Source organism: Nocardia harenae NBRC 108248, from assembly GCF_001612885.1.
Lineage (GTDB): Bacteria > Actinomycetota > Actinomycetes > Mycobacteriales > Mycobacteriaceae > Nocardia > Nocardia harenae.
This window is the reverse complement of the sequence record NZ_BDBH01000011.1, coordinates 24,610-39,153: the sequence shown is the minus strand read 5'-3', so window position 1 is coordinate 39,153 and position 14,544 is coordinate 24,610. Positions and strand designations below refer to the sequence as shown.

General features: G+C 69.0%; 13 protein-coding genes and 1 pseudogene. 9 read left to right on the top strand and 5 right to left on the bottom strand.

The window, feature by feature from the left end; genetic code table 11:
* Positions 1–104: 104 nt before the first annotated feature.
* Positions 105–1,205, top strand: a complete 1,101-nt coding sequence (locus tag NH2_RS21455) for a hypothetical protein (RefSeq protein WP_245650703.1) — start codon at positions 105–107, stop codon at positions 1,203–1,205.
* On the opposite strand, the gene NH2_RS21450 is transcribed toward NH2_RS21455, so the two are convergent.
* The 3 genes from NH2_RS21450 to NH2_RS21440 form a co-directional block, all read right to left on the bottom strand.
* On the bottom strand, positions 1,165–2,175 hold the full coding sequence (locus NH2_RS21450) for a CE1 family esterase (RefSeq protein WP_067657282.1): 1,011 nt from the start codon (positions 2,173–2,175) through the stop codon (positions 1,165–1,167). The genes NH2_RS21455 and NH2_RS21450 overlap by 41 nt on opposite strands.
* 337 nt (positions 2,176–2,512) lie before the next feature.
* Complete coding sequence (locus NH2_RS21445) at positions 2,513–3,280, bottom strand: alpha/beta fold hydrolase (RefSeq protein WP_067657279.1); 768 nt, start codon at positions 3,278–3,280, stop codon at positions 2,513–2,515.
* A 90-nt stretch (positions 3,281–3,370) separates the two neighbouring features.
* A complete protein-coding gene (locus NH2_RS21440; RefSeq protein WP_067657276.1) occupies positions 3,371–4,591 on the bottom strand; it encodes an oxygenase MpaB family protein in 1,221 nt (406 codons plus the stop codon).
* Positions 4,592–5,023: 432 nt separating this feature from the next.
* Here NH2_RS21440 and NH2_RS21435 point away from each other — a divergent pair, with 432 nt between their 5' ends.
* The 8 genes and pseudogenes from NH2_RS21435 to NH2_RS21410 all read left to right on the top strand — a co-directional run bounded on the left by NH2_RS21435 (position 5,024) and on the right by NH2_RS21410 (position 13,219).
* Positions 5,024–6,265, top strand: a complete 1,242-nt coding sequence (locus NH2_RS21435) for an oxygenase MpaB family protein (RefSeq protein ID WP_067657273.1) — start codon at positions 5,024–5,026, stop codon at positions 6,263–6,265.
* 41 nt (positions 6,266–6,306) lie between these two features.
* Complete coding sequence (locus NH2_RS21430; RefSeq protein ID WP_245650702.1) at positions 6,307–7,230, top strand: cutinase family protein; 924 nt, start codon at positions 6,307–6,309, stop codon at positions 7,228–7,230.
* Positions 7,231–7,639: 409 nt separating this feature from the next.
* Positions 7,640–9,109, top strand: coding sequence for an MDR family MFS transporter (locus NH2_RS21425; protein WP_067657270.1), 1,470 nt, complete (start codon positions 7,640–7,642; stop codon positions 9,107–9,109).
* Between the two features lie 64 nt (positions 9,110–9,173).
* A pseudogene (locus NH2_RS28955) lies at positions 9,174–9,278 on the top strand (polysaccharide deacetylase family protein); the annotation flags it as partial.
* 99 nt (positions 9,279–9,377) lie between these two features.
* Positions 9,378–9,809, top strand: coding sequence for a cupin domain-containing protein (locus NH2_RS21420; protein ID WP_067657267.1), 432 nt, complete (start codon positions 9,378–9,380; stop codon positions 9,807–9,809).
* 107 nt (positions 9,810–9,916) lie between these two features.
* Positions 9,917–10,420 carry a DUF4232 domain-containing protein gene (locus NH2_RS21415; protein WP_157103905.1) on the top strand — a complete coding sequence of 168 codons (504 nt, stop codon included), beginning with the start codon at positions 9,917–9,919 and terminating at the stop codon, positions 10,418–10,420.
* Positions 10,421–11,074: 654 nt separating this feature from the next.
* Complete coding sequence (locus tag NH2_RS28950) at positions 11,075–11,986, top strand: hypothetical protein (protein WP_157103904.1); 912 nt, start codon at positions 11,075–11,077, stop codon at positions 11,984–11,986.
* 690 nt (positions 11,987–12,676) lie between these two features.
* A complete protein-coding gene (locus NH2_RS21410; protein ID WP_067657261.1) occupies positions 12,677–13,219 on the top strand; it encodes an HD domain-containing protein in 543 nt (180 codons plus the stop codon).
* On the opposite strand, the gene NH2_RS21405 is transcribed toward NH2_RS21410, so the two are convergent.
* A complete protein-coding gene (locus NH2_RS21405; RefSeq protein WP_067657258.1) occupies positions 13,207–13,674 on the bottom strand; it encodes an NUDIX hydrolase in 468 nt (155 codons plus the stop codon). The genes NH2_RS21410 and NH2_RS21405 overlap by 13 nt on opposite strands.
* Entirely contained in the window at positions 13,671–14,429 is a 759-nt protein-coding gene (locus NH2_RS21400; RefSeq protein ID WP_067658165.1) for a DUF5919 domain-containing protein, read from the bottom strand. The genes NH2_RS21405 and NH2_RS21400 overlap by 4 nt, the downstream gene beginning before the upstream one ends.
* Between the last annotated feature and the right edge of the window lie 115 nt (positions 14,430–14,544).

Genomic DNA, 14,544 nt, shown 5'->3' with positions numbered 1-14,544 from the left:
ATCCGGCAATTCCGGGCGGCGGTGGGCACCCCGGGCGGTGTGTCCGCCCGAATTCCGGCGGCGCCTGCGGGAGGCTGGGGGCGGGACAGGCGGAAGGAGTGCCGATGGCGACGAGTTCCCGGGTGCTGCGCAGCGCGTGGGGCAATGCCAGCGCCGAGGCGTTCCTCATCGTGGCGATCGCGACCATCCTGATCACCAGGCTCTACCTGGAGCTGACCGGGTATCCGCAGGTCGGCGGTGGCAGCCTGCACATCGCGCACGCGCTCTACGGCGGCGCGGCGATGGCGGTGGCGCTGCTGCTCGGCTGGCTCTTCCTCGGCTCCGGGGTGCGCGGCTTCGCGGTGCTGCTCGGCGGCATCGGCTTCGGGCTCTTCCTGGACGAGGTCGGCAAGTTCGTCACCAAGGACAACGACTACTTCTACGGCCCGGCCGCCGAGATCATGTACGTCTCGGTGGTCGTGCTGCTGGTGGCGAGCAGGCTCACCAGGGAGCTGCGCACCCCGACCAGGGACGAGTACCTCGGCAATGCCGCCGCGGTCGCCGCCGACGGCCTGGTGCGCGGGCTGCCCCCGCACCGCCGCACCACCGCGCTGCTCATGCTGGACAGCGCCGCCGAGCTCGGCGCCGACCCGGCCGACATCGCCGGGATCCGCGCGTTGCTCGAGCGCGCCGCGCACCGCGACGACCGGCTGCGCGCGCTGCGGCTGCGCGCCGCCGCGCTGATCCCCGGCTGGGCGGGCGGGCCGTGGCCGGTGTGGATTCTCGGCTGGCTGCTGGTCCTCTCCGCCTTCGTCACGGTCGGCTTCGGCATCGCGCAGCTGGCCACCGGCGGGCTGCAGATCGAGGACCGGCAGTACGAGCTGGAGCTGGACCGGATGACCGTCTCCGGCGGCATCCTCTTCGTCAGCGCGCTGCTCACGCTGGCGCTCGCGCTCCCCGCCATGCTGCGGGTCCGCCGCGACGGCCCGCTCTGGCCGCTCCGGCTGCTGCGGATCGCGGCGCTGGTCTCCACCATGCTGAACGCCCTGGTGGATTTCGCCACCGAGGGGTTCGGGGCGCTCACCAGTGTCGCGCTCGGGCTGCTCACCATGGCTTTCATCTCGCATCGGATCGCGGTGCGGTACGCCGAGATCGTCCGGGCCGCGGACGATCTCGGCGAGCCGGTCACGCGGGCAGTGGATGCGCGCGGAAGAACTCCCAGATGATCGGGGTCGCCGCGATGGACGGGGTGTCCCTGCCGACGAACGGCTCCGGGAAGGGCACCTTGCTGCCCGGCCACACGTGCCCGCCGCCGGTGATCGACCAGAACTCCACCGCGCCGTCGGCCGGGCAGCGGTACCGGTAGCGCACCACGTCCGGCGCGACCTGCTCGGCGGCGGGGCCGGCGGCGCAGCCGTTGCGCGCCGCCCATGCCGCGGCATTGTCCGGGATGCTCTGCGGCCCCGGGCCGTTCGGGCCGCGGTCCAGGCTCTGCGGGTCGGCCGAGCCGGTGTCGTCGGTGCGCGGCAGCAGCCTGGCATTCGGGCCGGGACCGCCCTGGTAGGAGACGATCGGGTCGTCGGTGCCGTGGAAGGCGATCACCGGCACCGGGCGCGCGGTCTCGCACCACTCGAAGTCCTGCAGCCCGGCCACCGGCGCCACCGCGGCGATCCGCCCGGAGAGCCGGCACGCCAGCGCGGAGGTGGTGAAGGCGCCCATGGAGAGCCCGGTGACGTAGACCCGCCCGGTATCGACGCAGAGCGCCGCCTCGGCGTCGTCGATCACGCCGGTGAGCCAGTCGATATCGGCACCGCCCGGCTGGAAGTTCCAGCGCGGCGGCCCCGGCTCGTCGATCTGCGGGGTCACCGTGGCGTACCCCTGCTGCAGCCCGTACTCGCCGACCCCGCTGCTGCGGGTCTGGATCTCGGCGGGCTCCAGGTAGCCGTGCAGGTCGACGACGAGCGGGTACGGCCCCGGCGCCGCGGGGACGTCGCGCAGGTAGAAGCCGGAGCGGCCGGCGCCGGTGTAGGTCTGGGTGGTGTGGCCCGCGGCGGCGGGCGGAGCCGCGCACCCGGCGGACGGCACGGCGCCGGGCTCGGCACCGGCGGCGGCGGGAACGGCGGCCGGTGCGGCGAGCAGCGCCGCCGCGGCGGCGACGGCGCCGAGCGCCCGGCCCCGAATCACATTCTCGAACACGCGGCCATGCTCTCACCCCGACCGTCATTTCCCGGATCGAAACGGATATTCTCGCCGTAGGGATAATGACATTATCGGTCACGGGGTGGGAGCGGCCGTGACGGTCGACGGCGCGCTGGAGGAGCGCGGGCGGATCCTGCGCGAGCCGGGTTTCGCCACCCGCCCCACCCCTGTCGAACGCGCCTGCACCGAAACGATTGCCGGTCAACACGTTTGATACCCGGTATCCGAGCAAGTCCGGAGGTGACGCCGGGGCGACCCTGTCCGCTCGCGCGGGCCCCGCCGTCGAAATCGGCTCCGGCCGGGCGCCCGCGACCGGCTGCCCGGCCGGGGTCCCCTACCGCCCGGCGCGCCGGATGGGCTGGCGGGTGGGCTCCGGATCGGTGCCGAGGAACGCGCCGACCAGCCCGTAGACCAGCTCCGGCTTCTCCACCACCAGCAGGTGCGAGGTGCCCGGCACGATCGCCAGCTCGGCATCGGGGATCGCGCGGTACTGCTCGAGCGTGTGCTCCATGGCGATGGCATCGTCGTCGCCCGCCATCACGAGGGTGCGGGCGGCCACGTTCTTCAGGTCCTCGGCGGCGTAGTCCGGTTCGGCGCGCCCCAGCTCGATCACCTTGCGCGCCAGCTCCGGGAAGTGCTCCTCGCCGTCCGGCGAGACCTCGCCGTGCCGCGCGGCCAGGTGCGCCATGGCCGCCTCGTCCTCGAAGCCGTCCAGCACGCCGGGCAGGAGGCCGCCTGCGTGATGATTGCCGCTGATCAGTACCAGCTTGCGCACCAGATCCGGCCGGTCGAGCGCGACCCGAAGCGCCAGGTTCGCCCCGTCGCTGTGCCCCACCAGGTGTGCCGGGCCGCCCACCACCCGCTCCAGGAAGGCGGCCAGATCCGCCGCCAGCGCGGCATAGCTCAGCGGACCCGGCACGTCCGGCGTGTGCCCGTGCCCGCGCCGGTCCACCCGGTACACCTGGAACCGGCTGATCAGCAGCGGCAGCGCGGGCGCGAAGGTGCGCGAGTCGACGAAGCCGCCGTGCAGCAGCACCACCGGTTCGCCGTCGCCGCGCACGTCGAACCAGGTGGGCACGGTGCCGAGCTCGATATTCGCCATGCGCCCATCATCCGGCATGCGCGCGGCGGCTCCGCTGTTCCCGCTCCGGACCCGACCCGTGCGCTCCGGCGGCGCAGCTCGTGCGATCGCTCAGGCGATCCGCGCGTGCGGCGGCGCGGACCCGCCGATGGTCGCCTCGGTCTCGCCGGTGAGCAGCCGCAGGAAGTCCTCCTGCTCGCTCCGCCCCCGCTCCGCGGCGCGCCCGGTGCCACCCGGCAGCACGCGCACCACCGCACTGCGCGCCAGATTCACCGGGATGCGCAGCGCCGGGTACCACGGCAGGTGCGCGGGCAGCCCCAGGGTCCGCATGGCCTTCGGTCCGAGGAAGGCGCTGGTGACCGAGAGGTGCTGGGAGCGGGCGATTTTCCCGCGCAGCGCGGGCAGATTGCGGTAGTGCCAGCTCAGCGGGTCGTCGGCCATGGGGAGGGCGAGCTGCCTGCTGGTCTCGTCGGGGTTCGTGATGGCGCTCAGGCAGTGGTAGAGGATGCCGACGCCGTCCCGGAACCCGGTCGGCAGCCACGCCTCCTCGACGCCGATGAGCCAGCCGACGTAGCGGGTCAGGTGCGCCGCCGCCGCGGTGTCCGCCCGGCTCGGGACGATGCCGAGCGCCATGCCGCCGACGAACGGCGCCAGCAGCGCGCCGACCAGGGTCGCCGCCATATCGGTCTGGTTGATCGGCACCCCCCACTCGTCGCCGCGCCAGTCCGGCATGGCCGCCACGTGCCTGCGCACCAGCGCGTGGATCAGCCGCACGTGCAGCGTGGAGCGGTACCCCTGCCCGTACAGCGCCATGCCGTTCTCGGTGGAGACGTCCATGGCCCACTGCAGCGTCTCGGCGAAGCGCTGGGCCGGCCCCTTCTCCAGCGCGCCGGTGCGCAGCAGCGTCTTGTTGAAGCCGGAGGCCAGGTAGCCGCCGAGGAAGGAGACGTCGCGGGCGAAGTAGAGCCCGTCGGTGCCGCCGGAGCGGAACACCCGCTCGCCGTGGCGCAGCAGGTCGGGGTCGACCCAGTCCGGGGTCGCCTCGACGGCGGTGGAGAAGGCGCGCAACGGCTCCGGCGCCTCCGGCACGCTGTCGATCCCGGTGCGCAGCGCCCGCTCGAAGAGCGGGCGGGTGGTGCGCATCCCCTCGGCGGCCATCCAGTCGACCAGCCGGTCCATCGGCTCGTCGCCGACGAGCAGCGACTCGCCGAGTCGCTGCCAGCGCTCGGCGCTCGGCCGCCCGATGCCGAGCAGCAGGGCGAACGGGCCGAGCCCCGGGGCCTTCCGTGGCCTTTCCGGATGCCGGGTGGGAACGGGCGCGGTCGTCGTCATCGGTGACTTCCTCGGTGGTGGTGGCGATGCCGTGCTTCACGAGCGGCACGCGGGATCCGGTCCAGCGCGGCGTCCATGATCGACTCGTCCACGCTGTAACGAGTATCCAAAAGTTGTTTCATTGCGTCAATCAGGGCGAATCCGGCAGCTTCGGCTGCGCGGCCGGTTCACGACCGCGAGGTACGTTACCGCCTATTCGAGGGTAGATTTCGATAGGCCAACCGGCAGGCTGGCACCATCGACCACAACATGTTCCTGACCGAATCGACTGTTCAGAGCGGTAAATTGGTCAACTGGAGGTGCGCCCTACCCAAAATCCGGGAAAGTCTGTCGCCCACAACCGAACCCTGCTAAGTTACTGACTATTCCGTTGCATGAGGCACGAGGTTCCCGGCGGTCGGGGCGTGCAGGAACTCGACGAGGAGTAGCGACATGGATGGATTCAGCAGGCGTAACGCGCTGAAGGTCGGTGGGGCGCTCGGCGCGGTCGGCGCGCTGGCGACCGTTGCCCCGGCCCGCGCGGAGCCCTGGACGTGGTCGCCGCAGGGCTCGGTGGCGGGCGGCGGCGCGGGCGCGGACCCGATGACGGTCTGGGATCCGGAGGCCGACCAGCTGGTGGCCTCGCTGATCGACCGCGGCGAGGTCCCGGCGATCAACGCGCTGCTGCGCACCTGGACCCGCAATGCCCAGCCGCTGCCCGAGGGGCTGCCCGGCGACCTGCGCGACTTCATGGAGTACAACCGGCAGCTGCCCGCCTGGGCGGACCAGGGCAAGCTCGCCACCGCGATCGACTTCAACAAGAAGCGCGGCCTCTACCTCGGCGTCCTCTACGGCCTGGCCTCCGGCATGATGTCCACGGTCATCCCGAAGGAGGCCAAGGCGGTCTACTACTCCAAGGGCGGCCAGGATCTCAAGGACCGCATCTCCAAGACCGCCAAGCTCGGCTACGACATCGGCACCGCCAATGCCTACGCCCCCGACGGGGAGATGGTGGTGACCTGCCTGAAGACCCGGCTCGCGCACGCGGGCGTGCGGCACCTGCTGCCACAGTCCCCGCACTGGGTGAGCTCGGCGCAGGAGGAGATCCCGATCAGCCAGCAGGACATGATGGTGACCTGGCACAGCCTGCCCACCACCGTCATGCGGCACCTCACCGCCTGGCGGGTGCCGATCCCGGTGCACGAGTCCGAGGCGTTCCTGCACTCCTGGCAGGTCTGCGCGCACATGCTCGGCATCCGCGACGAGTACATCCCGAACTCCTGGGACGAGGCCAACGCGCAGGCCGCCCAGACCCTCGACCCGGTGGTGGCCGCCACCCCCGAGGGCATCAAGCTCGCCGACCGGCTGCTGCACCTGGGCAACAACCTGGACCTGGCCATCCTGTCCAAGGGCGTGCTCGGCGCCTTCACCCGCTTCATCCTCGGCGACAAGCTCGCCGACGACCTGCAGATCGCGCGCGAGCCGATCTGGGAGCCGCTGCTCGACGTCTCCTGGGGCCCGTTCGTCGCCGTCCGCGAGGGGCTGCTGCCGATCGTGCCGCTCGCCCCCGACGCCTACTGGCTCTTCGACGAGTTCCTCCGCCAGTTCGCTCTGGTCTACCTCTCCGAACTCAGGATGCCGTTGAACATCGAAATCCCTACGATGAACCGTGACATGAACGTGCCGCCGAAGTAGTCGGGGACTCGGGGCACTCGAGGGATGCTTCTTGTGACGACATGGAGACCATGATGCTTGCACGGTGGAAATCGGTGGCCGCCCTCTGCGCGGCCACCGCGGTGTCGAGTGCGCTGCTCGCCCAGGGCCCGGTCGCCTCGGCCGCGCCCGGCGATTGCCCCGACCTCTACGTGGTGGCGGTGCCCGGCACCTGGGAGACGTCGAACGAGGATCCCGGCCGCGGGATCCTCGCCCAGGCGGCGGAGGGGCTGCCAGGCGATGTCCGGGTGGACTACATCCACTACGCCGCGACCGCCTTCCCCTGGGAGGGCGAGGTTTACGGCCGGTCCAAGGCCGAGGCGGTGGACGGCGCCCGCGGTGCGGTCCAGGCCATGGCGCTGGCCTGCGGCAATACCCAGATCGCGCTGCTCGGCTACAGCCAGGGCGCGGACGCGGCCGGTGACGTGGCGGCCGAGATCGGCACCGGCCTCACCGTCGTGCCCGCCAACCGGGTGGCGCTGGTCGGGCTGGTCTCCGACCCGCGCCGCTCGCCCGCCGACGCGCTGATCGGCGCGCCGGTCTCCGGCGCGGGCGCGGTCGGGCCCCGGGTGAACGGCTTCGGCTGGCTCAGCCCGGTGACCTACACCTTCTGCATCGAGGGCGATCTCTACTGCGCCATGCCGGATGGTGACTTCGCGGGCCGGCTCGCCGGCTTCGCCGTGCAGCTCTCCAACCCGGATCCGTCCAAGATCGGCAGCTACCAGTACCAGGCCGGCGAGCTGCTCAGCGACGCCTTCGCCGCGGGCGGCTGGGGCCTGCTCGCCGACCAGCTCAATTCCAACGCCTACGACGAGCGCAGGCAGCAGGTGGACGACTTCCTGAAGTCCGGCATCCACCAGTCGTACGCCGGCTACGCCGTGGCGCCCGGCGGGGTGACCGCGCTCGGCTGGCTGCGGCAGCGGCTCATCCAGGCGCTGCGCGGCTGATCTCTCCCGTGCGGTCCCCGCGCGCCGGTACCCCGAGCCGGTGCGCGGGGACCGCGTCGTAGTGCGCCTTCCGGATGTGCCGAAGTCCGGCGCCGACCCGGCGTCCTCACGCTGCCGCAGGGCGCGCGGCGATGCATCCCGACCGACGCACGCGGTGCTCGGCGTCGCCCGACCGGACGAGCCGCCACCGACGGCGTGAGTACCGTCACTTTCCGCGGTCAGCGCAGCTTACCGCCCTTTTCGCCCGATAAATCGGATGCGTGCGGTCAGTGCCGCGCGGGATACTCACCGCCACCCGATGAGTTCGACCGGTGCACACCGTCAGAACCACCGTGGCGCCGGCGGAGACCGGTGCCGTGGTCACGGGGTCAGCCCAGACCTTGCCGACGTTCCAGCCCCGGAGGTGCCCATGCCCGTCGAACCCGCAGTGCCCATACGAGCGGGACGGACGCCGCTCGTCATCCGGGTCCTGGTGCTCGCCACCTTCGTGGTGATCCTGAACGAGACCATCATGATCAACGCCATCCCGCGGCTGATGGCGGACCTGCACGTCGACGACCGCGCCGCCCAGTGGGTCTCCACCGTCTTCATGCTCACCATGGCCGCGGTCATCCCGGCCACCGGCTGGTTCCTGCAGCGCGTCACCACCAGGCATGCCTACGCCACCGCCATGGCCGTGTTCCTCGTCGGCACCGCGCTCTCCGCGCTCGCCCCCTCCTTCGCGGTGCTGCTGATCGGCCGGGTCATCCAAGCGGGCGGCACCGCCGTGATGATGCCGCTGCTCATGACCACCCTGATGACCGTCGTCCCGGAGCAGGACCGCGGCCGGGTGATGGGCAACGTCACGCTCGCCATCTCGGTCGCGCCCGCCATGGGCCCGGTCATCTCCGGGCTGGTGCTGCAGGTCGGCTCCTGGCGCTGGCTCTTCGTGCTGGTGCTGCCGATCGCAGGCGTGGTCACCTGGCTCGGGCTGCGGCAACTGCAGAACGTCGGCGAGCCGGAGACCGGCTCCATCGACGTGCTCAGCGTGGTGCTGGCGGCGCTCGGCTTCGGCGGCCTGGTCTTCGGCCTGAGCCGGTTCGAGAGCGGCGACTACACCGTCCCCACGCTCATCGTGGCCGCAGGCATCGCCCTGATCGCCGTCTTCGCGCTGCGCCAGATTCGCCTGCAGCGCACCGGAACCCCCCTGCTCGATCTGCGGGTCCTGCTGGCAGGCACCTACACCAAGGCGCTGATCCTGATGTCGGTGGCGTTCCTGGCCATGATGGGCTCGATGATCCTGCTCCCGCTCTACCTGCAGAACCTGCGCGGCCTGAGCCCGCTCGCCACCGGGCTGCTCGTCATGCCGGGCGGGCTCGCCATGGGGCTGCTCGGCCCGACCATCGGCCGGCTCTTCGACCGCTTCGGCGGCCGCTGGCTGGTGATCCCCGGTGCCGTCGGCATCGCCGTCGCCCTCGCCGGCTTCAGCCGCATCACCCTGACCATGCCGTACTGGCAGCTCCTCGGGCTGCACATCCTGCTGATGGTCTCGCTGGCGGCGGCTTTCACCCCGGTCTTCACCCTCGGGCTCGGCGCGCTCTCACACCACCTGTACTCGCACGGCAGCTCCATGCTGGGCACCCTGCAGCAGGTCGCGGCGGCCTTCGGCACCGCGCTGGTGGTGACGGTGATGTCGTCGCGCAGCGGCGCGCTGGTCGAGGAGGGCGTCGACGCGGTCGCCGCGCACCTCGACGGCACCCGCCTCGCCTTCCTGGTCTCGGCCGCCCTCGCCCTGATCGTGGTGGTGGCGGCGATCCTGCTGCCCAGCCGGGCCGCGGTGGAGGAGGACGTCGAGGGCGAGTTCGCCGCGGCCAACCCGCCCGAGCTGGTCAAGGGCTGATTTCCCGGGTGCCCCCGGCTGCTTCCACAGCCGGGGGCGCCCTCAGTCCACCGGCCGGGGAATCGACGGCACCAATCTCGCCCTGACCGTGGACGACGGCGCCGCCCCCGATGTCGTCGCCGCCTACATCCGCTTCGCCCGCGACACCGGCGCCCGCTTCACCTTCTATGGCAGCTGATCGACATCATCCGCGAACGCGGGCTACCCCTCGTCACGCTGACCGACGTATTCCGCACCTAGCCGTGTTCATGCTGGCTAGACTGCCGGAATGAGGCCCATGATCAGCGCTCTCGTCGCCGGATCGGTCGTTCTCCTCGGCACCGGCAATGCATCCGCAACCCCCGGCGTCGATATCACCGCCGTCACGCTGGGGCAGGTCACCGTCCCCGCCGGAATCTTCCCCGTCGCCACCGACCTGGTGGCGCGCCGGATCACCATCGCCCCCGGCGGGTCCACCGGATGGCACTTCCACGACGGCCCGGTCTTCGGGGTGATCGCCGCGGGCGAGCTCACCCACCCCGGCCCGGACTGCGCGGGCCCCGTGTACCGCGCGGGCTCGTTCATCAACGAGCCCGCGGGGGAGTGGAACACCCATGTCGGGCAGAACCTCGGCTCCGAGCCGGTGGTGCTCTACGTGGTCTACGCCCCGCCCGCCGGCGACCCGCTCTTCCGCGACGCCCCCGCGCCGGAGTGCGCCTGAGCCGTTAACACCCGTTGCGGTCGTTGGCGATTCGGTGGTCGACGGGCTCGTCCCTACGGGGGGATGGATGCGTCGACAGATTCCGACTCTGCCACGAGGTGTTGTCCATGAAACGAATCGCTTTCGCCGGTGCGCTGCTCGCAGCGTGTGCTCTCACCGGGTGCACCGGAGCCGTTGCTTCGGAAGAGGCCCCGGTACAGGGTGCGCCTCCCGCCCCGGCGCCCGCCTGCGCGGACGGGCAGCTGAACTTCGATGCCGAGCCCATGATGAATGCGGCGGGGACGACGGTCGGGTTCACGATCAGTTATTGGGTGGTGGGGGCTAGCGGGGCTTGCAGTCTGACGGGGTTCCCGGGGGTCACCGCCACAGATGGCGGGCCGCAGGTGGACGCGGTGCGGGGGGACGAGGTACCGACGACCGTCGTGCTCGATCGGGAGCACGGGGCGCAGGCGGTGGTCGAGACGACGGTGATCGCGCACCAGAGTTCCGCGTGCCCGACGTACACGGAGTTTCTGACGACGCCGCCGAATACGACCGATACCCGGTCGGTGTCGGTCACGGTGCCGGGGTGTGAGTTCGCCGTCTACCCGGTGTACGCCTGGTCCCGCTGATGGCGGGGCGGCCGTCCCCGACGGGGTGATGGCCTATAGGAATTCATGCACCCGGGGCAGAGTTCTTTCTGGGATTGCGCGATTCCGGCTCGCCGAAACAGAAACCCTTCCGGCGAAGGACGGAAGGGTTTCGATGTCGGGCTGACAGGATTTGAACCTGCGACCACTTGACCCCCAGGTCGGCTGGAGAGGGGTATTCGCAGTTCAGAGCGATATCCGGTTGGTTCTTCGAGGTGTTACATGTGCTGGTCGATGCGTGGGCGCTCGGATCGTGTGGTCCCGTTCTGGTCCCGCAGCCGACTGCGTTCGTGGAGGCGATTTCCGACAGCAAGGGTGACACGCGATGGCCCTGATGGGAGGTGGGTTGCGCCGAACGGCGGGCTGGCCGCCGCCTGCCCCATAGGGCCTGCCCTTCTCGCGTAGAGGCTCCGGGGTCAAGAGAGGGCGGAAGCCCTTCCCGCAGGGACGCGGAGCGCTCTTGACGCTGGAGGGACGCGGGAAAACAATGCAGGCCACCGCCCAGCAGGGCCAAGCGGCCGGTAGGCCGCTCAGTGGGCTGACCCGATGTCGAAGTAACGAGACGTGTAGCGATAGCCGATGCCTCCGGTGTAGCCGCTCGTACGTCAGGCAGGAGGCCGAAAAGAATTGGTAGACATGTCAGACGCGGAGGAACGAGGTATCCGCGACTACGTCAATGGGCAGTCCCAGGAGGACGAGGTTGCACTGGTACAGAAGGTGGGTGCTCGGCGGATCTTGGGGCGTAGTCACGATCTATATGACGTACATTGCAAAGAATCGCGTTGGTGGGTGATCACAGATCCGACCAATCTGTATTCACAAAAAGATTTCCCCGAAATAGAGCAGGCGCTAATTTTTCATTTGGGTCTCGGACTCTTTCTGGCTGAACGTTCTCGGGCAGAGCTGAATGAAACTGAAGAAGAGCACGTTTCTCCACCCTGGCGGCGATTTCGCCAGGCGCTCGAAGCAATGGATTCCGCTTCGGAATCCGAAGATTTCCAGTCAGTCGGTATTAAGTGTAGAGATGCATTGATTGCCCTCGCGAGGTTGCATGCAGGCTCGGACTGGCTCGGAGAGATTGTCGACGCACCCAAAGCCGCTGATTTCAAGGGGTGGGCTAACATCTTCGCCGAGCGTCTAACCAGTGAGAGCAGGGTTCGGTCGTACGTGAAAACGCTTGCGGACAAAACCTGGGATCTTGCTGTCTGGCTTCAGCACTACAGCAACGCAACACCCAACGATGCCGATCTGGTCCTGAACTCCACCTCTCACCTCATATCTACGTTCGGAACGCTGATTCATCGACGGACCGCTGGGGAGCCGGAGCGTTGCCCGAGGTGCGAGTCCTACCGGCTTGAAGAAGATATCGTGACCGATATGGAGAAGGGCGGATTTTTCGAGTCGACGGTCTGCGCAATGTGCGACTGGAGATCGGAGTCGGAATTCGTGTCTTTCGCAGAGCACTTCAAGGATGCCGATATCGAGGGCTACCTGTCCGGACCCACTACCGGCATCTCCGACCGTTTGGGTAGAGAGTCCAAAGACTGACATAGCACCGAGTCGAAGTCGTCCGCTCATGACGCGACCGGAAAGCGCGCAGTTCGATCAGGGCCAGAGCCATCACACCGAAGCAACGGAAGCCTTTTTGAACAGCGGTAGTGGGGCCGGAGCCCCGGGACTGGGTCAGATCTCGTAGTCGATGTCGGTGCGCTGGTAGGCGTCCCAGTAGGTGGCGAGGCAGTCGGCGCAGACGTGGTCGTTCTCGTCGCCGGGTACATGGTAGGGCAGGACGGTGCTGCCCGGACCCGCTGGTGACCCACCGATCTACCTGGCGGCGAATCGGGACCACAGCCGGTGGACCGGGCTGGATGCTGGCCGGTTCGGGCTCGGTCGCGGGAGGCCAAGCCGGGGACGGCTCACCGCGTGCCCAGCACTGCCTCGGTCGTAGAAAAAGGCGCCCAGATCGGGGAAGGTGGCGTTCTGCCACGTCGCCAAAGCGGTGCCGACGCGCCCAACGCGCCTCGGCCTGCCGGAGCTTGCGGAGGCCGGCCGAGCTGCGCGGTGCCGCGTGGCGGCACCGCCGGGCGGCGCGCAGCGCCGCCCCTTGACTCTATATAGCGAATTTCAGCAACTGCTCATCACGGCCTGGGTGCTCACCATCGGCCCCCAGCCCTGGCGATGTCCGCGTCCAATGCTGGCCATACCGGTCGGGTCACCTCGGCCCGATACCTTGGTTCCATGAGCACGGACCTCGTCACTTGGGCTGCGAACCTCGCACGGGAGCACCTTGCCGGGCTACCGCGAAGGCTGGCACACGTCGAGGGTGTCGCTCGCCGGGCTGGCTCTGCCTCAGAGGTCGTCGATGATCCGGCATTGCTGGTCGCGGCGGGATGGCTGCACGATATTGGCTACGCACCCCATCTGGTCCGCACTGGCTTCCACCCGATCGACGGAGCGGAGTACTTGACGGGCATCGGCGCCTCCGACCGGCTATGCGCCCTTGTGGCACATCACTCCTGTGCCTGCGTAGAAGCGCGCAACCGCGGACTCTCGACAGCCCAATGGTCGGATGAGAAGACGGCGCTTCGCGATGCGCTGTGGTGGGCTGACATGACGACCACACCTACTGGCGATGACGTGGAGTTTCCGGACCGAATAGCCGACATCTACCACCGCTATGGCCCGGAGCACGTCGTCGCTCGATCGATTAGGGAGGCGGAGCCCCTGCTGCGTCAGGCGGTCGAGAACACGGCCGATCGTCTCGCGGCTCAGGTGAAGTAGGGGCCGGTCTCGTCGCTCAATCCCCGGCGAATGCGTTCATGAATTGACGGATGGATGTCCAGGGAGTGCAGTTCGCCCGGCGGGACCCACCGGACCGTTTTCGATTCCGAGCTCGTACGGGGACTTCCGCCGGTGGGGTCGGCACTGAAGCAGATTGAGAACTCCTGGCGGACTTCGCCGTCGTCGTAGGCGATGACGTGGTGAGGATCGGAGAAGATGCCGAGCAAGCGCCCAGGGCGGACGGTGATTCCGGTTTCCTCCTCGACCTCGCGGATGACAGCCTCGGCGACGGTCTCTCCGACTTCCATCCCTCCGCCCGGGATCGAGTACCGGTCATTGTCTGTCCTGTGGATCATCAGGATGCGTCCCTGATCGTCTCTCACCACGGCAGATACGGCGACCTTGAGGCTGTTGGCCTGAGGTGCCTCAGGGTCGTTGTAGTGGTCGGTTCTCACGCCGCTCCCTGTCCTCGGTCCTTGGCTCCCGCTTCGTTCCAGACCTGCTCGAAACTTGTTGTGTACGTGTCGAAAAGGTCGCCGCCGGACAAGCGGCGCAGGTGCATGGCAGGCGCGTAGGCGCCGGGCTGGCCGTACACGTGCATGTTCACGACCATCTCGTTGTCGAAGCGGAAGATGGAGTTGTACAGCGTGGTCTCGTGGTACCGCAGCTCAACGCCGTCGATGCTTTCGAGCGGGCGAATCAGTGCGAGTGCGTTCTGGATTCGGGCTGACACCGTGCCCTCTGCGAGGCGTTCCTCGCTCGACCGCTTCTTGGCTTCCGCCGCTCCCGGCTCGCCGAACAGCATTCGGACCGACGTGCCCTGCCGCGCCTTTCGCTGAATCGTCCGCGTGAAGGTGGGGTCCTCCGCGAGGAACAGACCTGCCAGCACGAGGATGTCGACCCGTTCGGTGGCAGCCGCAAGGAGCTTGCCCCAGAGGTCCGACGGCACCGAGTTGCGGTGCGGGTAGACCTTCACGACCTCGGAGCCCGCGATCGCGTTCACCCGCTCGGGAGCGATTGCATCGGGCCAGAGATAGCCTTCCGCCTCCTTGACCAGGGAGGCGACCTTATGACGATGCCGGGGGTAGGGAGTTCGGGCCTTCGTGATCCAACGTTCGACGGTCTTCTCGTCCACGCCAGTCGCTTCGGCGACGTCGGTGATGTCGATTCCGCTCCGAAGCAGGGCCTCGCGTAAGCGCTCGTTCGGCACTGTCGCCTCCAAGATTTTTAGGGACGTCTTCATTCTACCAAGACGTCTCTAGAAGTCCAGCTATGCGGTCATTGCGTCCTCGATTTTCGCGGAAAGTGCAGGTCATCAGGTTTTC

What these genes read in the sequence shown, in the direction of transcription:
- NH2_RS21455 (WP_245650703.1), top strand. Translation starts at nt 105, where the DNA reads ATGGCGACGAGTTCCCGGGTGCTGCGCAGCGCGTGGGGCAATGCCAGC.
- NH2_RS21445 (WP_067657279.1), bottom strand. Translation starts at nt 3,280, where the DNA reads ATGGCGAATATCGAGCTCGGCACCGTGCCCACCTGGTTCGACGTGCGC.
- NH2_RS21440 (WP_067657276.1), bottom strand. Translation starts at nt 4,591, where the DNA reads ATGACGACGACCGCGCCCGTTCCCACCCGGCATCCGGAAAGGCCACGG.
- NH2_RS21435 (WP_067657273.1), top strand. Translation starts at nt 5,024, where the DNA reads ATGGATGGATTCAGCAGGCGTAACGCGCTGAAGGTCGGTGGGGCGCTC.
- NH2_RS21430 (WP_245650702.1), top strand. Translation starts at nt 6,307, where the DNA reads ATGGAGACCATGATGCTTGCACGGTGGAAATCGGTGGCCGCCCTCTGC.
- NH2_RS21425 (WP_067657270.1), top strand. Translation starts at nt 7,640, where the DNA reads ATGCCCGTCGAACCCGCAGTGCCCATACGAGCGGGACGGACGCCGCTC.
- NH2_RS21420 (WP_067657267.1), top strand. Translation starts at nt 9,378, where the DNA reads ATGAGGCCCATGATCAGCGCTCTCGTCGCCGGATCGGTCGTTCTCCTC.
- NH2_RS21415 (WP_157103905.1), top strand. Translation starts at nt 9,917, where the DNA reads ATGAAACGAATCGCTTTCGCCGGTGCGCTGCTCGCAGCGTGTGCTCTC.
- NH2_RS28950 (WP_157103904.1), top strand. Translation starts at nt 11,075, where the DNA reads ATGTCAGACGCGGAGGAACGAGGTATCCGCGACTACGTCAATGGGCAG.
- NH2_RS21410 (WP_067657261.1), top strand. Translation starts at nt 12,677, where the DNA reads ATGAGCACGGACCTCGTCACTTGGGCTGCGAACCTCGCACGGGAGCAC.